This window comes from Flavobacterium sp. P3_A6, assembly GCF_056403035.1.
The window spans coordinates 139,803-164,319 of the sequence record NZ_JBFUGG010000010.1 but is presented as its reverse complement, the minus strand read 5'-3'; the positions used below and the strand labels follow the sequence as shown (position 1 = coordinate 164,319).

The window sequence follows — 24,517 nt, the reverse complement described above, 5'->3', positions numbered from 1 at the left end:
CTGAGTCCAGCAATCACAAGGCTTTAGCTAGTGAGAAACTTGTGATTTGCTTCTGGGATACTTGACTTACAATGCCAGTATCTCATTTTTGAACGTTTCGTACTGCTGTACCGTATGGCTCATATCATTCCAGCTGGTTACTTTATAGCTGTACCCGTCTCTTTGGTTTCCTCCTGTACGCTCCAACTTGCCATAATCGTACAGGATGTTGATGTGCCTTGCCAGACTTGACGGGCTGACCTTTAGTTTGGCTCGCATATCCTTGACCAGAAAATCAGCTTCTTTGTGGCTATCTGGAAAATCTTTGACCAGCCTTTTCTGGATTCTCCCCAGTGTACCCGCTACGTTGAAAGACAGTTCCTTTTCCTGTTTGAACCAGATTTCCCTGAACAGTTCCAAAGCCTGTAACATGTGTCGGGGCTGGACTTCAATCTGGCTTGCTCCATTTTTCTGGGTAACTGGTAACTGTTTTTGATGCAGTAGGGCGATGAGGTTCGTGATTCTTAAAAACTGGGTTATCAGTCTGGTATCATTGTTGAAAGTGGCTGAAACATTGAGTTGTTCCAGAAAAGGATTAACTACCGTCAAGCTCTTTATCTCTCTGAATACGCTCTGCAATTGCCTTTGACTGCTTAGTATCTCGTTTTCATCCAAAAGTCCCGCAAATCGCTTTATTTGGTTTGTCACGATGGCTTCTTTGATTTCGTGGGAGTTGGATATTGGCAAAGCCATCACTGTATCGCAGTTCATCAATTCGTGATAGCCTTTGGCGGTGGAACTGATAAAACTCAGGTTTCCGTTTACGGACTTATTGCTGGCTCTGTACGTTCCCTGCTCCGTGTTTTCCGTGACCAGCCTGTTAACTTTTCCTTGCAGAATCAATTCTGTAATGGCGGTGTTCTTTTTGCCCAGCGTGTCGATGCTCGGCAACAATAGTACTTTGTTTTTCCAGTAATTCTCGTTAGGGGCATAGTACAGCACGCTGTCCGATATTGACGTTTTGAATCGGGCTGTCTCTAGTGGCAGAATACTGGAAAAGCTTTTGATTATCTCGCTGGTCAGTTCCGCATTGCCCTGCAAGATTCCGTGCATTACACTTGGCTGTTTACTGCTTAGCGCAATTAGGAACAGTTCCACCGCTATTTTACCGCAGGGGATTCCTGCATCCTGCACAAGACTTTGAATGTCTTCCAATAACGTTTCGCTTTTGAGAATGCCGTCCACTTTCTTGATTTCCTTGGCTGGCAAAGCCGTTATCAGTGGTTTTTCTTCTCTATTGGTGATTTTGTCCTTGCGGTAGGTTTCCAATCTTTCAGTCAAATCATAGATAAAATCGGATATTTTGGTGGATTCCAATTTTAGTTTGATGCTTGCCTGCTTAACAAAATATTGAAGGTTGTTCTCATTGTATAAATCCACATTGTTGCGGTACACGTCCCCTGCACTCAGTTGAGGTCTTCTCGATACCTTCAACATCACTTGAAAACGGGTCAGGGCTAGGGTGTTGATACCTCCGATTACTTCGGCTTCGAGGTTTCCGTTTTGGTATTTGATAAAATCAGGGTTGGTCAAATCCAATCCGTAACCGTTCAGTAGGGGTTCTTCACCCTTAATTGTTGTTTTTGGGTCAAAATTGATTTTTATAAATCCTGTTTTTGAAGGTAATGCGTTGTTGCTTATGGCGTTATTGGTATTTTTCATGTTGTTTACTGCTTTAAAATTAGACATAGGAATAACTGTTCGGGTTTTATACCGAATTGATAATCTGAAAATATGTATTTGATATTTTGAGCTTGTTGTTTAGCTTTACAACCTGCCCTTTGTCCATTCTTTAGCTATTAGAATGGCGGAAAGATTCTTGCAATAATCTATTCCTTTTCTTTTGTTTGACAAAGGTAAGTGATATTTTCGAGACTTTTTTTTTGGTAACTTAATCACGTTATGTAAAACGACTTAACCTAAATGACTTAAGTCTTTCTGAAAAATAAAACGCTGGTTTTAAACTAGTTGACTTTTCGTGATTTTTTTAATTTGTTAAAATAATTAAAAATATTTAACATATTTTAATAAATAATTAACACAATTTCCTGCTTTGATTTTCAATTTTAATGCGTATGACATAACTCAATTAAGTTATGTAAAAATATTTGATAACTAAATCTATTTATGCAACCATTGCCGTTGCTCTGTTATATAATTGAAGAACTGTAGGAGCATAAAACTTATTACCGTGTCTAGTCTTGAAGTTCAGCTGGTTAAGATAGTCGGCAATTTGTCTGTAGCTCATTTCTTTCTCCTTGCAGTTGAGGATTATAGACTGAGCCTGACGATTTCGGTCATTATTCACTGCATTGTCTTTAATACGCTGTAAACCTTTGGCTCTGGCTTCACTGGTCAGATTTTGCGGATTACCCAATTTTACTCCTTTTTTCTTAAGTTCCGCAAGCGCAACCTTAGTTCTCAAACTGATGAGCTTAGCTTCCTGCTCCGCTAAGGCACTAAATATGTGTATGGTAAAATTGTTGGCTGATGGCATGTCGACCGCCAAAAATTCAATACCTGCATCCATAAGGGAGCTCACAAAGCTCACATTACGAGCTAAACGGTCTAATTTAGCTATGACCAATATTGCTCCCTCAGTTTTAGCTAATTCAATTGCTTTATGTATTTCAACACGCTCACGTTTATTTGTACCCGTTTCAATTTCGGTAAAACTCTTTACGATAGTTCCATCCTGTGAGGTCACATATTTTTCAACTGAACTTTTTTGTGCTGATAATCCTAATCCAGAGATTCCTTGCTCTTTTCTGCTAACCCTGAAATACGCTACAAATTTTTTCATGATAATATCGATTTTAAACCTTAAACGGTCGTTTGTGATTTATTACATGTCAAAAGTCCAGGTCTATTTTGAATTATCCTAGAAAAATCCTGGTTTTCCTGGGCTCACAGCTTTTTTGGGTCATTTTTTGGTCAAAAAAGCGAAGTGCCAGCCATTGTGTGTCTAATTTGGTCATAATGTTTATATTGCTTTGGTTTACAGGTACAAAAGTATTTTAAAGATTTTTTTTATTAACTATTGTGCATTTTAAAAGAAATGCAATAACACACACGCACCAACTGCATTTTTATGGTTTATGCGTGCGAAATATCTTATTTTTAATAAAATTACTTTCGTTCTTTGGATTGTATCAATCGTGAAAACTCTTCAAGTTCCTTATCGGTGAAGTTCTCCGCTCTGAATGTTAACGGGTATCTGACATTTTGGGTCTTAAGTACTTGTTTTAGTTGGGATAAGGTGATTCTGATTCTCATGTTCTCTTTTACTATAAATATCCGCTAAGAATGGAATCAGTTTTTTTGTCAGAAATATTTTCGGAAATATTTTACTCCATTTTTTAAACAGAATTTTTTTTCTTCAATTTTGGTAGCGCAGTTTACGGACATATCAGAGCTACGGGGAAGCAATGTGTACATTTTTGGGTATATAAGGCGGAGGTAACTAAGCTCGTGAGAATTAGTGTTTACAGGGGGTACGGGGGTCTGCGTGACCATGGAGAGGTCTATTGAAGTAGATTGCTCCGTTTTTAGACCCTCCACTTTTACAGGAGCATCTGTAGCCTTAGAGGAACACGATTAGGGGGTTAAGGTACTATAAGGTGCAGATAGGGGAAATCTCTCTCTCTTCCTTTCTCTATCATATATGTTACTTAATATGTGATAGAAGAATTAGGCCATAATCCTAGTACTATCAAGGGTTAACAGCATATTGTATCATGTTGGTTTATGCACAGTTTGCGCTATTGACCATGTTGATGAGGTTTAATCTTATCTCTCTATTCCCTCTATCATATATGTTACTTATTATAGATATGCAATAATACCAGTAATAGCAAGGGCTAAAGACGTATTTTGACCATGACGTTATGCGCAGTTTGCGCTATTGAAAAATGTGGGTCTGCAAAATAATATCAAATATCTTAAAAAATAGTTGTCCAAAACTATTGATTGTTATTCTAATTAGGATTATAATTGATAATAAGCAATAACTGAGAGAAAACTCACTAAATCCTTGGTTGCTGGCAGATAGCTTCTGTCAGCTTCTCTTACCAAGCCAATCCAAGAGAGACCATAATCTATCCATGTGATGGAACGAGAATAAGAGAATACCAAAATGACCCTTACAAATGATTACATTGCCTTTACTGGTGATACAGGAGACTTAGACGTGCTCCTAAACGATTACAAGCTGTCAGAATCAGCAATGCGTTTCCCAAACGTAAATTCTATCCTAATACCAAAGAAAGCCCAGTACAACCTACGAAAATACGTTTCTAAAGACTTGCTCAAAACGATTGATAGCGATATTGACATAGCAGTTGAAAAGTGTCTGGTGTTCCTATCCAACCTAGCCAGTACCTACTACACGGATTCCAAGTGGAAAGCCCTTAACGCTACGATACTGCACGACCAGACCAAAAATGCCGACAATACCTATATCTATTCGAAGATAATCAACGTGCTGACCACTGGAACAAGCACAGGAGCGTTTATTGAAGTTGATGGGAACTATCAGAAAGGTTTCGAGTCCAAAAAATTCCGATTAACCCAAACCTACCTAAAAGCTGGACTCGTTGAGTATATCATCAAGGATACTGGAATCATCCAAAACCGCAATAAGATATACTATAAGCAGTTCTGTGAAGCCTTGGCACATCCAATCTGTTCCAACCTCATTAGGATGTATGCTAAGATTGATTTGCCTACCAGCGAAGAGTTGTTGGTTATCGGCAAAAAACTGGTCAAGGAAGGTCGCACTACCAAAAAGGGCAAAATACTGACCGTACGTAACAAACACAAAGACCACTACTGGCTAGATGTAAAAAACAGAAGCTTTGTTGAGGATAATATCGAACTGTTTGAGTTCTTGACGGGTCGTGGCTTCATGATTCCCAGTGCTGGCGATATGCGTAGCGGTGGTCGTGTGGTGGACAGCTTTAGCCTTATGCCAGCTTGGATACGTGAGCAGATTACCATTGATGGAAAGAAACTCCCTGAGTTCGATTTTATCTGTTTACATCCAAATGAAATCATCAAGTTATATGATGGTTCTGCAAGCTACCTCACACATGAATCCGTGGCGGAATATACAGGTGTCGACCTAAAAACCGTTAAGATTAGACATCTAAGCTTTTTCAACATGAAATGGGATGACATGAGAAAATCTCAGCTATTTGGATACTATGCAACCAATGAACCTGATATGCTGGCTCGAATCTATAAGGACAAGAACGWACATGGTCATAAGATTACCTCTCAAAAAATGTTCAAGGTTGAAGTCGATATTATGAGCGCAGTTATCAGGGATTTGAACGCTAAAGGCATTTATGTGTTGTACGTGTATGATGCGCTGATGTGTGAAGAAAAAGATAGCAAATTGGTAGCTGAGACCATGAACCGAATAATCTTGGAGCATGGAGTTAAGACAAGCGTTAAAAATGATTGTTTAATAAATAATGTTGATTTGATTGAATCAAGGCATGAGCCGGCAACGGCTCAAGTTTCAAAATACACTCTTGATGAAATTGTAAGCTTATATGAAGTATTACCGTTATTATCTTTTGAAGTTGATGACACTTTGAAAATCATTTCTGGAATTGATAACTCCAACGTAGAAATGGCTGAGCTTGTGGATTATTTCAACAAACAGCATACTCAACAAAAGTATAATGATTATGATGGAGTACCGATAACAACATCAATAATTTCAAAATTAAATAGTTTGATAAAACCTTAAATAATCAAAATAAGCGTTAATCCTGCTCCGCAGGATCGACGCTTATTTATTTATATGATTGATTATTGCTTTCTTTTAGAATTAGGAATATCAATTCCTTTGAAGAACTCTTCTAAACTAACATCCAGTAGTTTGCAAACTTTTATTAGAGTTTTCAGCTCAAAGTTGGCTCCAGTTTCAAGTCTCCAATATGCGGAACGACTCATTTCTAATGCGAATGCGATGTGTTCGTAGTTAGAGTATCCTTTAGCTTTTCTTAGCTCTTTTAACCGCAATGCGATAGCTTGCAATTCTTCTATGCTTTCTTTTGGAGTTGAATCTTTCATACTCCAAATCTCAATATTTTGTCTGTTTTGAGGTACTCTATAGTAAAGTACACTATATATTAGAATTTTTATTTATGTTTGTGTAAATTTTAAAACAGATAACATGAAAAAAAAATTATTCTTTCTTCTTTTCCTAGCTATTGGACTAACAAACTGTGACAAAGCCATTGAATCACCAGAACAAGTTAAGGACTTCATTCAAGGAAAATGGCATGATGAAACTGTTCGCACGGGCGGTCTGATAACCTATTACAGATTTGAAATAACAGATACAGAAATAAGATGCTGGAAATCAAACCTGATTCTGTCTGATAATGGACGTGCATCAGATAACATAACAATCGATTGGGCTGAACAGACTCCTGTTCCTTTATCAATTGGAAGTGTCCAAATGCAAGCGGGAAGCTCAAGTAAATATGATAAAACAATCAGAACACTGGGAAATTGCAGTTACGGAACATATACTTTTGAATATAGCGAAGGTTTAGGAAATATGCTAGTTTTTAAGGATATTAATGCTGATGAAGATGATTACCATTCAGGTAAACTAGACAGAGGTTGGGAATATTGATTAAACAGCTAAACATTTTAATATTAAATTTAAACTCTTATGAAAAAAGTTTTATCGCTATTCTTAGCCAGCTTTCTATTTATCAATTGCTCAAATTCTGATGACTCTAATGATGATACCAACAACTCCGAAAAAACATCAGCAATAAATTTCAAATTAAACCAAATCGAGTACGAACAAAACTACTTGATGTCTGAAGTAAATTGGATAAAAAACGATAATACAACAACAAGTGCTAATGAGTTTGAAATAACTGCATCCCCAAAAGTAAAAGGAAAGGCTTTTGATATCTTAGAAATATTTAGTTTGACAATCAGGACAACTGATAATGTCTTAGTTGTAAATAAAACATACAATTTATACACAAAAAATATCTATTATTATTTACCTCTAAATGACTCCTCACTTTGTTATAAAGAAGTTGGTCTTTGGGATACAGATGAAACATCTGGAACAATAAAAATCACTAGTTTTGATGGGAAAACCTTAAAAGGGGAATTCAATATTAGTAACTTAACCAATGATAATGGTTTTCCATTAGGTTACTGTGACGGTACTAAAATAGTAGAAAAAAGATTCAATATCACAACAGGTACATTTACGGCTATTCCGTAATAATATCATTTCTTATTAACCAAAAGCCACTCCGTAATTGAAGTGGCTTTTTGGTTTGCTTTTGATTGTGGGTGCAAAATCAGTGTCAAAGCCCAGATTTTGGAAAGAATGAAAAATGGTGAGGAACTGATTTTTGTTGATGCGGTCATTGAATTTGACAAAAACGATACGATGCTGGATAAGGTGCTGAAAATATGCGATAAGCAGAATCCAGATGCCTGTTATGTGTCCGAAAGCTTTATAAAGAGTGCATGAACGTAGTGAGAGAGTACTAAAAATAAAAAACCACTCCGTTGATGGAATGGCTTTTGGCTTATTTTTATCATACTACAAAATGTCCTATCTAATTCAATTATTTTCGGAGAGAAGAGATGTTAATCATAACTGATTAATCCCCAAAGTTCAGATGTTTCACGATTTACAATTAAAACAGTGTTTTTATTTTTAAGAATCTGTAAATCTTTACCAAATATTTTCTCTTTTGGGCTAAAACTATTTTCAATATCATTTATCAAATATTTATCAGTTGATGTTTTATGAAATTCATTTGTTTTTAAAGTGTCAGCTTGTCTAAAATTGTATTTTTTTAAAAAGTAGTTGACATCCTTCTTTTTAAGAAGAATCTTGAAAACTAATTGAACTTCATAATCATCATAATACTCAAGAATTGTTGAATTAATTGGTATATTAATTTTAGAAATTTTATTGATTTCATCTAAATCAGCTTTTTTGTTTGTGCAACTGAAAGATAAAAGTGTAATTACTATATAAATATATATATTTGTTTTTTTCATATATAGATACAATTTTTATTTTTTTGATTAGTCTAATTTTTTAAGGAAATCAATAATCGGAGCAGATATTTTACGAGTATCAATTGTAGATTTATCTTTTCCTTCAAACCAGTCTATACTTTGGTCTGAGCTTTTTTCATTAACATCAAATGTAGGGCTTTCTATTTTAAATGACTTTCCAACAAGATATTTTCTACCTATTTCAGTTGCAGTTTCGCCACTTTTTGTTCTTCCTCCAGCAACTTTTTTATCAAAATTCCAAGTGTCCTTAAATTGCATTGTCCCATTAAATTCCCAGTCCCCTCCTTCTCCTCTTTTTAAGACACCTTCAAAAGTAACTGTAAACTGACCTAAAGTACCTTTGTTATTTGCTTTATCTAAGACACTAAGTTTTACTTGTTTTGACTCTCCCTTTTTTAAACTATTAAACTCTTGAGCAAAATTAGCAAATTCTTTATCATGGGTTTTTGGGTCTGTACCACCTGTTATTGAAACGGGAGACACGTGTAAATCTATTGCTTCTTGTGTAGAAAGATGTAATGTACCTCCATCTAATCCAGTATAAATATCAATAAATTTTTTAGGTAAATAATGCTTAAAGCCTAATTTAAAAGCAGCTCCAGATGCTTGAGCTTCCATAACTTTACTATCATTAGTAGCATGCAAGTATCCTGGGAAATATCCCCCTTTTGTATCAATTATTTTTCTGACTAATGCAGATTCTAATCCTTCTAATTCAACTGCATCAATAACCCTATTTTCGCTAAAGGCATACGGAGAATTCCATGGATATTTACTTTCAAGTGGGTCAGGTGCGAAGAAACGCCCAATCCTCGGGTCGTGCATCCTAAACGTATAATTCAGAGAGTTCCCTTCGCCTTTAAGCTCGTTGTCCATCTCCTGTCCTTGGAAGCCGTATCTATAGCTTTCTGAACTACCGTGTCTATTCGGCACGAGCATTCCAAAAGGATAGTAATCTGAATAGCTAAAAACGTCAGGTACAAAAGTACTAAAAGCAACCGTATTATTTGCTGACTCAACGGCTGTTGTAACATTGTCGAGAGTAAATACTTCTTCTAAACCATCTTTCTTTCTATTTCGTACCCATTGTATAGTACTCACAACACCTGCAGCTGTAAAAGTTATACTATTCCTGCCTGAAATTTTATCCGTTTTTTCATTGAGTATAGTCCCAAAATTGGATACTCTTACATTAATTTCTGGAGAAGTTATCAATTCCAAATCATAGCTTACTGTGTACTTCTTACCAGATTCAGTAAGCATTGCATACGACATTCCTTCTTGTATGTCGTCAACAGCCATTACTAATTTGTCTGTGTTAGTTGTAACTTTTGCTCCCGAGTTTGGGTTCCAACTATTGTCTACCCTGATGTTTTCCCAGCCTGTAAAGTCATACTGATTAAGTGTCGTTAGACTTGGTGCATTACCTTCGCCAACTAGTTTCCTGTCACTAATCACACTTAATACATTTCCTAAATGATTGGACAGCTCATAACGTTTGTCTCCTACAAAACGATAATACTCTTTAAATTCTCCAATTGCTGCTACCGTTCCTGAGCCTTGATCCAGTCCTTCGCAAAGATCCCCAACTCCATTATGATTTGCATCCGCTTGATCTGCATTTGAAATTGTACTGCAATTGTCGCACACATCTCCTATACCATCTTTATCAACATCACTTTGATCAAAATTAGCATTTAGTTTACAATTGTCACAACCCAAATCGCCTATTTTATCTCCATCACCCATACCATCATGATCTGCATCTACCTGCAATGGATTAGGATACTTACAATTGTCGCATACATCTCCAACTCCATCTCCATCTGTATCTTTTTGATCAGGATTATATGTGTTTCGACAATTATCATTCAAATCTTTTACGCCATCCAAATCTTTATCCCCTTCAGCAGAGCCACAATAGGTTTTAGCATATATTACGGTTCCTAATGCCATTTCGATACCCGTAGTAGCTTTCGCTTTTGTACCAGAACCTTCATCAAACAAGAAATTATTAACTTTAATATCTTCTGGTTCTTCTCCATTGTCAATCGTATATGAGAAATCACACATTTCTGCAGGAACTCCTAAAACTGATGCACCTAATTCATTTACTGATTTAGGCAAATCATTCCCTTTTTGGAAATCTTCATGTTTTGTATATGTTGGAAGTGCTATTTCCTTTAAATTATTATAAACATTCCCATTTATAATCAAACTAGGCACATATTTTTTAGTTGATGAATTTAAAGAAACCGTATATTTTATGTCCCATTCTTTTTCTGGAATAGAAGAATTTACATTACTCAAGATATATTGAGTAGTAACAATAGAAATATCCTTTATATAATGGTTCCTTTTCTTATTTCTATAGGAAACCCTATGTGTTTTTAGTTCGAAAATTGGTTTATAATTGTCTTTATCTGTTTTTACCACTTTAATACTGGCAGTACTTTGAGAATAGGAACCCCAAGCATGTTTTGCTCCAGGTATTTTCTCATATTGAGTTTGTATCTGGACAATTTTTCTTTCTTCTTTGTCTTTAAAAATTGCATCCTCAATTTTAAGATGTGTCGCAATTTCTATTTTTTGAGTTCTTTGAGGTACATCCGAAAATAAATTCAACTTCGAATTATCAGCTTTCCAGTTCGTACTATTTGCACCATTAAACTTCAAACCTGAAATTTCAGTCGACACTATTGCTTCTTTCTCCGAAATGCCACGAGCTGTACTGGCACTTAATTGATCTGCATTTCTGGCAAATGCAGCAAAAACGTCTTTTGAGATTACTTTACGGCCTTGTTCAATCCCCAAACGACTGCTGCCGTAGATATCTTGTTCAACAAGCGAATAGATGGAAGGCTGTCCTTTTGGTGTTTCCATTTCGTAAGTACTTAATACATTACCTTGGGCATCACGCTCATAATACGTTATTTTTGTATTCGTAGGAGTTACCACTGTTTTTGCGGTTCTGTTTCCTAAACCATCATATTCGAAACTAATCGTTGCATCCTTTTTAGTGACTTTATTTACTTTTCCGTCCACACGCCAATCAATCACTAAACCTTCTTTTATATCTTTGGTCAACTGCCCTATTTCATCATAAACATAATTATTAGGGGATTGATCATCAATATCCAGAGAGGTGTCATTAACATTATTGGAATCATTAGTAAATGTCCCATTTGGCACGGTATCATCTACATTTCCTAATCTATTTGATTGTAATCCATTTACCTTTAAATACTTATAGGATAGATTATCCATATCAACAATAGAACCATCTTTTTTAGGAGCAGTGCTTTGCAATGTCAGCAGATTGCCATTTCTATCGTAACTATAGTTTGATTTGTATGATGGAGTTGAACTTGCTAGCGATATAGCTTCACTATTCATGCTCTTAATACGATTGAGCTGATCGTAAGTATAATGATTAAACTGCGTTGCTAATGGTTTCATTTCTGTGTCTAACAATGAAGTAACCATCTCCTTGATATTTCCATTGTACAGGTTGGCATTACCTTCTTTTTTTCCTTCTTTACTAAGACTGAATACATTTGCAGTATTCGTAGCTGTAACTCTGGATTTATAATCTCCTGTATAATAATTTAAGGCAAAACCAAACGCATCTTTGGCCACGTTCAGTCCATCTTTACCAGCATCATAATTGGTATTCAATTGTTCTGAATTGACCCCTTTGAGCCAACCTTGCAAAGTATAAATGTAATCGAGTCCTTGTACTTTTTTGTCTCCAATTTCCACGCGTGCCAATGGCCCATGGTCATAATACAAATAATTGGCCTCTTTTTCCCAAATTATGTTGTCTTTACTGGTGTATACCTGATTAATTCTATTATCGGCATCATACTCATAACGGTGTATAAATTGATCTGTTTTAGTAGGCTGGTAGCTTACTTTGTTAACATTTCCGCTTATTAAATCATAATCATAAACTACTTTTTTCAGTTGTTGGTTTAAGGCGGTTAAATCTTTGTTATTATTGGTATGGTGAAGCAATTCTTTTACGTTTCCATGCACATCATAATCGTATAAAATAGCATTATCATAAGCAGACAAAAGCGTCTTGCTGGTCATTGCAGAAAAATACATCACTGCAGTAACTCTTTTCTGATTGTTATCAGATCCATAAGAGGTGAACCAACTCGTTGTATTGGCTAAAGGAGTATCATAAAGCGTTTTTGTTACTTGTTGAGCATTAGTTCCAATATTGTATGGAAATTTGTCTGCAATAGCATCAACAGGAACCTCTTTTGCATCAACAGGAACTGGTACAACATTACCATATACCAATCTTCCATTATCATTAATGCTTACAGCTGCAGTCGCTTTTATTTGACCTGCTTCGGTAATTCGACCTAACTCATCATAACGGGTATAACTGAATTGAGTCCCTGCTTTTTGTTTTGCATTTTGAGACGCTACAATTCTTCCCAAAGCATCATACGCAAATTGTGTCTCTCCACCATCTGGTGTTTTTTGCCATACCAACTGATTCAACGAGTTATAACGGTATTGTGTTTGTAAAGTATTTGCTGGAACAACAGCGACCCCATCAACCAGAGTCAAATCGTCTTTCTCAGCATTATTTGCTCGAACCGTATTTATAGTAGCATCAGAGTTGGGAGCTAATCTATGAACTCCTTCCGGGGGAACTGTTTGTATTAAATTCCCCGCTTGATCATAATAATACAAAGTATATTGATACTCTTTGTCTAAAGCCGTTTCTGTCAACGTTTCAGTTATTCCTTCTAGTGCTTCTTTCAAATAATTTTGAATAAATTCTTCTTTTTTATTTGCATAAAATGAATCTTCCAATTGTTGTTTATTGGATGCTTTTACTGAAGCGGCATATAATTCACAAGGAGTTAATGTACTAGGATTTTCAACCTCTAAACTAAAACTTGGAATCATCATAGATGGCACACATTCTTTATTCTCTAAAACATATTTATCTGCAAATTGTGACCAAGTCAAAGCTTCTTCAGTTGGTGTTTTAGTCTGAGTCTCCAGATAATTAAAATAATAATTAACTACTAATTGAGTTTTGCTGTTTCCATAATGCAGCTTAGTAGAACCAAATTCGCTAATGGTTAAAAATAATGGGTTTTTAATACTTGAAATTCCCAACTTGTTCAAATAATAATTATAATCATCGCTGATGTATCCATAATTAGCTTCACAGAAAAAGATTCCGTCTTTTTCTAAATTAGTCGGAATTTCATAATCAGAAACCTGTGCTTTCATATTTAACTTGAAAGCTGCCCATTTATCACCACATACAATAGGAGCGACTGTTGGCGGAATACAAATATCTGAACAACTAGACGTCGCCTTTGAAGTTGGTGTCACATTACGCAAAGTAAGTAACTTCCCAGAAGCAGATTTTTTGCTCATAAAAGAAGAAGGAGAAATATTATCCTGATAATCTATTTTTCCATCTTGAGAAATAGCAACATAAATATCCCCAGATCCAGCCAAAGCATTCTTAGCTGTTAATTTTGGAGGATAAACTTCCGAGGCAAATTGACAGTAAGGCACAGCAATAGCTCTTGCTTCATATTTATTTATTTCTACAAAAGTATAGTGTGATATTGCACTACCTGTTTGATTTACAATTTTGCCTTGGTTATCAGTAAAATTAATAACAAAACTTAAATCACTTATTACATCAATATAATTAATTTTTTTTGCGTTCTTTAAATTCACATCATAAAAATTGATGAAATTTTTATTGTTCACACTTCCTGAATTTTCATCAAAAGTAATACTCATTAAACCATTTTCTATAACTACAGAATAGCGATCCACAACAACGCTTTTCAAATTATTCACTCTATAACGAGTTCTTTCTGCTTGAAAATGAGATACTAACCTAGATTGGTCGACAAAATTTTTGATTGGAGAATAATCTGAAATAGAACCTGCTTTATAGAAATCCCCATCTTCATTTATCGTGTAATTTTGATTCCCTAAAACGTCATTCAAAATATCCTTAACTCTATCTTCATACGCAAGCTCTTCATTTGCCACTACATCACATGAAATAATGCGCGTGTAAGGAGGATTTGCATCACATGGTTCATTATTTGGATTTGGAATTGTAGGACAAGTGTCGCACAAATCAAAAATACCATCACCGTCAGTATCTACAGTACCACAATTTCCTGGATTTCCTGAGCCTCCTGGACCACAAATATCTCCATATCCATCTCCATTATAATCTGTTTCACCACAAGGCGAACAACAAGTGAAATACAATGGCATATTTCCATTACCCGAATTTATAATACCCGTTTTTTGGCTATTTCTAAAAAAAGATGTTTTAATTTTTATACTGAGCAGAGTATTATTATTCCCAGATTCTAACCCATTAATAAATACACTTTTTATTATATCTCTTCCTAAACTGTATGATCCAAGATTGATTGAAACTCGTTTAACATCATTTACTGTAATAGAAACTCCTTCAGCAGTGTTATGCCATTTTACTATATCTCCTTGTTTAATTCCAAAATATTCATACAAATACCCATTTACAAAAGTATCATCGCTTGAAATATTCAAATCTGCACTTTTCAAAGTAGTGTTGGATTGTAAATGAAGTACTAATTGATTGAATGCATCACTGAATTTTTGCTTTTTATCACATGGAGCAACTACTAGTGAAGAACAGTCTGAAATATTTGCTTTTGTAATTCCATCAATAAGTATTTCTTCGGGAGTAGTACAACTTGACACGCTTCCTTTTCTATTTATAATAGCAACAATTCGAAATCTATATGTTTTTAGAGTACTATTATAAGAGCCTGGTACTGCATAGAAATTTTTAAATCCTATGACATCAGCCCATTTGGGAGCAGTAACATTTACTCCGCAGGGGTTTTGATAGTTAGACAAATTTTTGGCAAAACTTAATTCAATCGGGCTAGAAATATCATTTCCATTCTGAGTAAAAACAATATTCAGTTTACCGCCAACTTCACGTGTTGCAATTTGTGGGATATTTACCGATGATTCTAAATTAAAACCTGGGTTTAATTGAGCATTAAATATACTTTGAGTTAAAAAGGGCATACTCGATGTATTAAAACCAGTAATCAACAACCCTTTATCCTGAATAGAAGTATCTACCAAACCTTTTAGGAAATTTTCCAAATCGAATGCTATAGGACATCTTCCTGTTTCAATATACATTTTGGACTCCATGCTTGCTTTAGTTTCAGCCAAGAATTCCATGTCGCCTATAGATGAATCATATCCAAAATCTGCAGGGACAAAACGTTTTACTTTATCAATATACAAACCTGATGTTACATTAGAACATGCCAATTCTATACCTGTACTCGCAGGGATTGTAGCCGGTACGGTTGGATTCTCGGGAATTAAATCAATAAGTGCTGTCAGTCTCTCATAATTGTTTGGAGAACCTACCGCAGTATATTTTTTGAATAAGGTAACAAAAGTATCTTTACTCTCTGCGTTCCCAATACAATCATTATAATTATTATTTTTACTGGCATAAATATGAGCAAAAACAGTGCGGGTTTTTTCTTTTAAAGCTGTATAATAGGATCTGAAATTAGACCATATTCTTTGTTTTATATTTAAATCGGCATTATTTCCATTCTGCCCAAGTTGGTTAATTATATCTAACAATTGAGGATTTGTTGCATTAGAAAAAGCAACATACGCGGATTGTGGAGCAATTCCATTAGAAAAAACAGCAAAATAATAAGCAGCCTGCAGCATATTTAGTTTTTTCCCAGAAGGAAGAGCCATGCCGTCAAAATTAACTTCTAATGCTTCTTTCATTAAAGCTTTTCGAACAGCATAATCTGCTAATGTTTCTTTGTCGTTTTTAGAATTATAAAATGGATCGCTGTTGTTGGCGTTGCTATCAATATTTAGCAGTTGAGCTATTGTACCTCCATTTTTATTAAATATAGTATTATCAATAGCTTTTGTATTATCATCATAAAACTCTTTATTACGCAATTGCTCATCAAATCCATCAGAATTTAATCCATCACCATTTGATTTATCACATAAACTCGAATTGTAAACATAATATTGATACTCTGGATGATACTGCACTAGTGATTTAGCCCAATCAGAATCAGGCCCCCATCTAGCAATAAATTGAGCAACGTCCCGCAAATATTTTGGTTCTACCTTATAATCATTAGGGTCATCACTCTCTGGATCATGATCCAATGCTGTCAAAATAACGCCATCCAGAGCAGGCTCATAAACATTCAATTCAGGATGATCAACATTTTCGCTGATTAGTTTTACTCTAATTTTTGAGACAGAGCCATCTTTTTCTTTATATGATGTATCAAAAGGTTTTTTCCAATTATAATTAGAAATAATTTCTGTTACATTTTGTTTTGTATCCTCATCGAAATAGGTATTTGTTGTATAACCTCCATACAGCAGTTGATTGTTTTCGTTAAAAAGACTTAAAGGATCTATAATTTTCTCTGTAGTAACATCGGTATCACCAACTTGATCTCCATCTTCAGTTTCAATCCCTTCCACAGAACCATACTGACCATGCGGGCTAACATCTCCTAACAACATATCCAAATTAAGATTACAGACATTTATGGGTTGCTCGCATAAATCTCTACAGTCTGTTAGTAAGCTTCTGAATTCAGCTTTGAAATGTTTTTCATAATTAGGGCGTTCCGAATTTTCTAGTTCAAAAACCGTCAGCATATTTTTTTCAACATATCTAGCTTCTGCTTTCACAATATAAGATTCTCTTGCTGCAGTATTTCCAAGTTTATTTACTTCGGCAGAAAGCAACAATTGAAAAGCAGTGCAGTCTTCTGGAGTTAGATTATTACAAACCAACGATTGTTCACAACTTTTACAAGTTACGTTACAATCTGTCATAGTTATATCTGATTCAAGTGAAGATAAATCCGGCAAACATTTTGTGTCTTTTTTTAATTCCACAATATAATCCTCCGCATACTTCTCTAAAACATCATGGTCAACACGAAGATCTTTGCTCAAAGGATATGAACCAACCTTTAAAAAATTCGCTCCGTCTTTGGCATTAAACACTTTATTTTTAAAACTTAATTCAGCTGCACTAGTACCACTTAAACTAAAAGCTCCAATTTTTGAAAGCAATGGATTATTGCCTGTGAGCAACTCCAAAGCACAATCATTTTTTAAACTGATAGACCAGTCATATACGAAAGGATAAAACTTACTGTTTAGACAAGTATCTGTATAAGCCCCCTTAGTTTTTACAAAAGAATATTCAAATTTAATATCCCCTTCTTTAACCACTGTAATAGGAGTACTTAACTTTATCCCATCTTCAACAACACCATTATCTCCAGACACATACCTATCATTATTCGATAATAAGTCAGTAGTCGTCATGACGTGCAAGGTTTGATTCTTTTCATCATCAAGTGACACCAAACTCCCTTTAATATTATTGTCACCAGCAAGAGCTGTTGCAATAGTTCTTCCTTGTGGATCAAGATAACTCACACTCACTTGTCCATTAGGATCAATCACCGTATTTTTTTTGTAATGTGAATAATCACCTACTTTATAACCAAAAAGACGGTTTAATTCTTCCTGTTTAGGATGAGCATAAAAATATTGCATTTCATGTCCTGACCCAATTTGATGATCTGGCCCTACCCCTCCCTTGCTTTTAATTCTTCCTGTATTATCAGGTGTGTAAACAACTTGAGAAAATGGATATCCGATAGCATCTGGAACAAAATCCTGGTAATTATCAAGTTTACTATTGTTGGGAGAATAATATTTACCCGCCCCTGCTGCATTAGACATTTTAGGAACTGGAATTGGATTACAATCTTTTACACTCGCATTATCCCAGTCAAAATCTTTATGAGAATATATTGAACCCGCTTCATTGGTATTTAAATCATTATAAAAACGTATTGCAGAAGATTCAATAGGCGCTGGCAATACTTCAATAGCAGCTCTACCTTGATTATCATAGATTACCTCTCCTACAATTGCTTTATTGTTTGAATTTACTTTGGTAACCGTTTGACGATTGCGCAAAGACCCGTCAAAATAACTTACCACTTCTTTTTTCTTTCCATCTTCGGCAAAAGAAGCTTGATATTGCCAATTCTTATTGCCTCCTTCGTGGGCTTTGTCAATTTCTACACTATATGGCCAATCACTAACTAAAGTGTATTTATCTGAAATTCCAGACGACCAAACTCCATAATAATTCTTTGATGAATCATCTAGAAATCGTCCAACGGGCCTAATTCTATAAACCAAATAACCATTAGAATAAACTAAAGGAATTCTATAGGTAGTTCCTTTAGTTTGTATTCTTGTACTGTTTTGCTTAAAATCCTGATCCGTTAAGGCAATTTCATTGGGCAATAATTTACCCCCTTCTTTTTTATAATTATCTATCCAAGTCCATTCCAATTCATACTCAACTGCAGGAGCTTTGGTATCTTTTGTCCAATTAATCACTAATTCTTCGGCTCCGTCACTAACTTTAGACACAACAACTTCATTAGTGCCACTATACTTTACCAGTTTATAACTTATAGGCAATACAGATGAGTTTGAACCGCTCAATTGTAAATTATAATAGCGTTCCGTATTAAATTTTAATGCCAAATAGGCCGTTGAAACTGGTACTGACTTCGAATATGTTATGGATACTACTTTAACATCTGCTTTATGAATTCCAGGAAGTTTATAGACAACATAATCATTGAGCTCTAGACTTTTTGTACTATTGTTATGTTCAATGGTTAGTATAACTGATTTTGACCCTAAGCCATTCCCACTATTATCATAAGAAGTGACACTTAATTCTACTTTACAAGAATAAATATCACTATAACCTGGCGCTTTTATATCAATATCATTAAATCCAAAATGAATCGTCACTGCTGGATTAACAGAGGTAAATGTTTTTTGATCGTTTAAATTCGAAAATTTAGGATCTTTTATATGTAAAACTGGTAAGCTAATAAGTTGAGCCCCCTCTTTTCGATCTCCCAAAAATTCTTCTTGTTGTCCAAAAGCAAACAATGAAAAAAATGTAAATACAAATACTACTAAACGTTTGTTGATATACATATATCTATCTTTTATTTTAATTATTGGAATTATTTCTTTGGTCGACAATCTCATACTTCTTTAACCGTTGAGACAAAACAATTCCGTCTTTTCCTAAAGCGGTAAAATAGGTGCTATTTTTAAAAACCGAAGCATTTATAGCATTTCTATTATAATTTGCATAAACTATCTCTAATCGAGGATAGTGCACATCTGGCTTTCTAAAATCCTGCGAAAAATTAGTAGCTGTATTGTAATAAAAAACTTGTTTTTGTAAAAAATAAGTTTTAGACACCCTGACAATGATTTTCGAATAGGGAAGACTCGAAAAAGGCTTTGCTGCCATTGTTATTTCCCAATATGACTTGTAATCAATGAATTTTTCAATTTTGCACAATTCCAGTAAAGGCTTCATATCAAAATCGCCATAATAAGTGGGGATAGGTTTAGAAATTTCTATAGCTTTTTCTGAATGACTAATCTTAAGATTTACCGATTTTGAATTCAGTATTTCTGTGTCTCCAATTTTCATATAGATTTCATTTTGGCTGTTTTTATAAAAACTTCCTTTATAGCTTTCCTCAATTTTTTTAGAATCAAAATCTTTATACAAAACATATTTTGATTGATACTGAAGCGGTTTGGCCACGCTGTATTGCTGTCCTAATTTTTTAAAAACGGCACTCACTGTTTGTGAATGGCCAAAACAACAATGAAATATCAGCCAAACGAAGATCATTTTTTTGCAAAACATACCCTTACTCTTTTGTGTTAATAAAGTTTCCTGAACGTGTTTCCTGAATTGTCTTAATACCTTTGGCAGTCTCTTTTTTCACACGAACTAACCCGCCTTCATTATCATACTCATAAAAAGTACTGTAATTATTTTCGTCCAGTTCCGACATTAGTTTAAAAGTTTCAGGATCGTAAACAAATGATTTAACACTTCCTTTTAGTGGATGAATTCTAATATCATCAAAATACACTGGTATACTAGCGCTTTTATTTTCCAAAGTGAAACCAATTGTAATCGCATTGGTTGGAACTTTAATTTTTTTCACAATTCTTTGCCATCCATCTATAATCTCTCCTGACGGAACAGCAATTTCTGTAGCAATAATTTGCGCTGGCACATCTAATGCTTCTTTTTGTCTATAAAACACAATATTAATTGCAGAATTCATATAAGACTTAACTTGAACAAAGGATTCCTCTTTAACCCATGCACTCAACAAGTATTCATGATCAGGCTCTGGCTTAAAAGAGAAACAATCATCACAAAAATCCTTAATAGCCGAATCACCACAAACAATATCACTATCGGCTAGTTTGTCTGAAATATAGGTTTCATCCGAAGCCAATAAATTAAAATTATCATGACCAAAATAAGTCGCCGTTTTAAAATCACTTATACTTGATACCGGAAATTCAGTCTCAGTAAATCCTAATAGATATTGTAAAGACTTGGTCAATCTGGCGGCTACTTTTGCAGTCAAACTTCTTTTTTGCAATGCAGTATTATAATTAGGATCTTCATTACGATCCATAATCTTAGCAGTTGATGGCTTGTCTACATAAAACCCATTTTCAATACCAACAACATACAAATGAGGTAAATCAGAACTGCTGCCTTTAGCATTGTTAAATTTCTTCATAGTTGCTTGAAGAGTTCCTGCATTTGCTGATTGACAACCATCAGTAATCATAATAACTGCATTGGGTTTCAGCGTATAACTTAATGCCTTATCCAATCCGCTATTCCAATAGTCTGATCCAGCACTAACCCCTGTTTGTCCATTTCGCATGCCCAAATCGTCAATCCATGTATATAATCTGTTCAACACTAATGGATCGGTAGAAGCTTTAATTGGCTCAATAAAATCGGCCCTCGTATTAGCATCACTATCAGACATTCCTGTTAACGAAATGTATATATTAGACCCAATTTTCTCATTAGTAATGGCTTGTTGATACACAAATCCTTTTAATTGTTTCTTTATTTTATTCATTTCTTTCAAATCTATAGAACCAGATTCGTCAAGAACAAGTGCCACATGAGATACACAAGATAATTCCTTAACACAGAAATCAATATTCCTTACAAATCCATTAGTAAGGTCAATTTTCCCATCGCTAAAAAAAGTACTAATTGGTGTTTTTGTACCTGCATCTGTATACTGGCTTAAATCAATATCTACAATAGAGCCTGAAACTGGTTTTGGTAATTGTACATCATTTTCTAAACTAGTCTCTGAAAATGAAAAACTTATTGTGCTGCTCGTATTGATAAAATTATAGATCATTGGTTTTAAATCTATCGTATAAGGAGCTAATGCCGCTAGCTCTTTTTGCGCATACGTATTAGCATCACTTCCAGCAGGAATGTCTTTTAATTTATTAACCAAAGTCAAAAACAGTTTTTTTAGTACTGGAGTATTTATATTTTTCTTTGTACAAGATTCAACGTCTTCACAATTTGACGATACATCATCATACCCTTTTTGCAAGAAATCACTAAGCACTTTTTTAAACCCTGCATTGGCAATATCCGCTTTCGAAAATTGAACAAAATCAGAATTTAAAATCGAATTTGTCGCTGCATAATTAATAGGTGTTGAACCCATAATTTCAGTTAAAAATTCTATTGGTGAAATGTTTACTTTTCTATTGACTAACCCAACTCGTTTTACATAGCTGAACTTTCCTTCGTTCACCAAAACAAAAAATACTTTTTTGGCTTTACCGGAAGACAATAAATCTTTATAAGCGCTTTTAGCTCCATCTAATGAAGATGTATTGTTATCTTCGGAAATAATGAAGAACGAAACATCAAGATCATCTTTTTTTAGTGAACTGTTTTTCAAAATACCACTGTTAATCAAAGTGGAAAAAGTATTACTGTAACTGTTATCTTGAATTCTTATAACTGTTGGTGTATTATTCGAAATCTCATTGGCAGTTCCTACTTTGTACACATCACCTGGACTAACTGTAATTTCCTTATTGACCATAACTGCATTTACCCCTTTATTGGTCATGTCAAATGTGGTAGCAAACAATTTCTTATTGCTATTGGCTTTCAAGAAATCTACTACGCCATTGGCGATATTCATTCTGGAATCTAAGTTTAAAACTAAGCCGCCGAAACCTTTGCCAATATCTGGAATTTTAAAATTGAAATTGAAATGAACCATACAATTCGTAGGAGCACAAGATTCTATAGTTACGTTTTTGGTAAATGTTTCAAAACATTGCGTAACAGTATCCGTAGCGACCATCTTAATGACATAATCACCGGGCATAGCAAACGACACATTGTAAAGACTCGAAGCACTGGCCGTTGAAGAATTTACAACAACACCGGAAGCATTGGTACTAGTCCAAACATAACTTAAGTTGGGAGCTGTTGTTTCGAATGAAAAAGAAATGTTTTCATTTAAACATTTTTTTTCTGGTACTATGGTCATTTCCTGAGTGAACGTAGCCTCACAACCATCAGCACCAGTAACAACTAAGTTTACAGTATATTTACCATCTGTAGAAAAAACAAACGAATGTGTTCCAACAGTAGTAGTGGTACTGTTCACTGTTTGACCTGCCGTATCTATGATTGTCCATTTATATTTTACCGCTTCACCAGTGACCACGGTCCCAGCTGTCTGCTCAAACGAAAATTTTGCGGTTTCACCAACAACAACTTGCACAGCAGGCACTTGTAATGTCCCGGTTTTTGGAGTGCAATTGGGCACTGTTAAATGGATTGGGTTTCTTTCTAATATAAGCGCTATTTGTGGATTAGTGGAAACACAATAATAATCCCCTGCATTTATAGCTGATAAATTGGAAATAGTATATTGTCTAGCTGTTGCTCCAGTAATTATTTGTCCGTTCTTATACCACTGAAAAGTATCAACATTTGGAATATATCTGTCATCCTCACACATTGTTAATGTTACAGTGCTTCCTGAAACTCCAGCAACTGTTTTTTCTAAATCTGTTTTTCCCTGAGGAGAATAATAAAAGGTAGAAATTTGTGATTTATATAAAGGATATTCCGCAGCAAAATCTATAAAACGGAATTTATTATTATTTAAAAGTAATTGACTTAATGAAGTTGCTTTTGTTAAATCGGGAACATCCCCTTCGAATTGATTTCCATTACACCATAAAACCTTAAGATTTGTTAATTTACTTATTGTTATAGGAATACTTTCCAAATGATTATTACTAACCAAAAATTGCTCAAGGTTTAGCAAACTCCCTAATTCAACAGGAATAGATCCATTTAAATAATTATCATTTAACCATATATCACGTAAATTAGGTAAACTAAATAAGCCTAAAGGCAATTTACCCGTAATTTTATTTGACATCAATAACAAACTTGTTAATTTTGTTAATTTTGATAAATCGGGGATTTCGCCAGTAATATTACAATTATAAAGAGCAATAGTTTCTAAATTAACTGAATTGCTGATCCAGGAAGGCATACTAGAACTATTAAAAAAATTACCTCCTAAATATAAAGTTTTTAGATTGGTTAATTCTGACAAGTCTGGAATAATTCCATTTAAATTTGAAAAAGGTATAGATATATATTGCAAACTTTTCATTTGACTAAAAGAAGAAGGAATAGCTGTATTACTAAAATTGTTATAATTCAAACTTATCCCTAATAAACCAGTTAGAGCCGATAGATCAGGAATATTTCCGATTAATCCATTATTATTAAGATTTATTGAAACTACTTTTCCATTACTTACCGTTATCCCAAACCATGTTGAAACATCTGAATCGGGATTATTAATATCCCAACCCGTTTTATTAATCCAATCAGCTCCACCTGTACTGTTATATAAAGCTATTAGTGAATTCCTTTCAGCCGATGGAATATCAATACGATTTGTTGAATTTTTTACACTTTTATTTGATTTTAATTTTTGCAAAAAATCATCTTCATTTTTTTTTATTTTAAAGTATTGCGTTTTGTATAAATCGCGCATCAACATTATCTCATGCAAAATATCTTGATCAGCAACACCATGTTCTCTAAATGATTTAGTCACACGAGCAACATCAAAACCTATTTCTTGATCGCTCAAATTCTGTGCAAAAGTTACCAATGAACAAAGTACCATACAAAAAGTAAGGATCCAGTATTTCTTTATTTTAAAACCGTTTACCATAATTAATTTCTCTTTATAGGTATGTTATTTTTTATATTATAAATTTTAACAGATACTAATTTCTGTTTATGCAATTTTATGTTAATCCATTT

Annotated in this window: 11 protein-coding genes; 4 read left to right on the top strand and 7 right to left on the bottom strand. The window is 34.4% G+C overall.

Annotated elements, in window-relative coordinates; translation table 11 throughout:
- Positions 1-66: 66 nt before the first annotated feature.
- On the bottom strand, positions 67-1,701 hold the full coding sequence (locus AC1DVP_RS12165) for a hypothetical protein (RefSeq protein WP_477183741.1): 1,635 nt from the start codon (positions 1,699-1,701) through the stop codon (positions 67-69).
- A gap of 463 nt (positions 1,702-2,164) precedes the next feature.
- Positions 2,165-2,842, bottom strand: coding sequence for a recombinase family protein (locus tag AC1DVP_RS12160; RefSeq protein WP_477183740.1), 678 nt, complete (start codon positions 2,840-2,842; stop codon positions 2,165-2,167).
- 1,332 nt (positions 2,843-4,174) lie between these two features.
- Here AC1DVP_RS12160 and AC1DVP_RS12155 point away from each other — a divergent pair.
- Positions 4,175-5,797, top strand: coding sequence for a hypothetical protein (locus tag AC1DVP_RS12155; protein ID WP_477183739.1), 1,623 nt, complete (start codon positions 4,175-4,177; stop codon positions 5,795-5,797).
- 62 nt (positions 5,798-5,859) lie between these two features.
- On the opposite strand, the gene AC1DVP_RS12150 is transcribed toward AC1DVP_RS12155, so the two are convergent.
- The gene (locus tag AC1DVP_RS12150) at positions 5,860-6,123 is read right to left on the bottom strand and encodes a helix-turn-helix domain-containing protein (RefSeq protein WP_477183738.1); all 264 of its coding nucleotides are present in this window, start codon (positions 6,121-6,123) and stop codon (positions 5,860-5,862) included.
- Positions 6,124-6,226: 103 nt separating this feature from the next.
- Between AC1DVP_RS12150 and AC1DVP_RS12145 the strand changes: the two genes are divergently transcribed.
- From AC1DVP_RS12145 to AC1DVP_RS12135, 3 genes are all read left to right on the top strand, one after another.
- Positions 6,227-6,694, top strand: coding sequence for a hypothetical protein (locus AC1DVP_RS12145; protein WP_477183737.1), 468 nt, complete (start codon positions 6,227-6,229; stop codon positions 6,692-6,694).
- Between the two features lie 39 nt (positions 6,695-6,733).
- Positions 6,734-7,309 carry a hypothetical protein gene (locus AC1DVP_RS12140; RefSeq protein WP_477183736.1) on the top strand — a complete coding sequence of 192 codons (576 nt, stop codon included), beginning with the start codon at positions 6,734-6,736 and terminating at the stop codon, positions 7,307-7,309.
- Positions 7,310-7,417: 108 nt separating this feature from the next.
- Positions 7,418-7,564 carry a hypothetical protein gene (locus AC1DVP_RS12135; protein ID WP_477183735.1) on the top strand — a complete coding sequence of 49 codons (147 nt, stop codon included), beginning with the start codon at positions 7,418-7,420 and terminating at the stop codon, positions 7,562-7,564.
- Positions 7,565-7,683: 119 nt separating this feature from the next.
- On the opposite strand, the gene AC1DVP_RS12130 is transcribed toward AC1DVP_RS12135, so the two are convergent.
- From AC1DVP_RS12130 to AC1DVP_RS12115, 4 genes are read right to left on the bottom strand one after another with little or no spacing between them, the layout of a single operon-like run.
- Complete coding sequence (locus AC1DVP_RS12130) at positions 7,684-8,103, bottom strand: hypothetical protein (RefSeq protein WP_477183734.1); 420 nt, start codon at positions 8,101-8,103, stop codon at positions 7,684-7,686.
- A gap of 27 nt (positions 8,104-8,130) precedes the next feature.
- A complete protein-coding gene (locus tag AC1DVP_RS12125; protein WP_477183733.1) occupies positions 8,131-19,260 on the bottom strand; it encodes a DUF6443 domain-containing protein in 11,130 nt (3,709 codons plus the stop codon).
- Between the two features lie 16 nt (positions 19,261-19,276).
- Positions 19,277-19,993 carry a LolA3 family protein gene (locus tag AC1DVP_RS12120; protein ID WP_477183732.1) on the bottom strand — a complete coding sequence of 239 codons (717 nt, stop codon included), beginning with the start codon at positions 19,991-19,993 and terminating at the stop codon, positions 19,277-19,279.
- 4 nt (positions 19,994-19,997) lie between these two features.
- On the bottom strand, positions 19,998-24,425 hold the full coding sequence (locus AC1DVP_RS12115; protein WP_477183731.1) for a leucine-rich repeat domain-containing protein: 4,428 nt from the start codon (positions 24,423-24,425) through the stop codon (positions 19,998-20,000).
- Between the last annotated feature and the right edge of the window lie 92 nt (positions 24,426-24,517).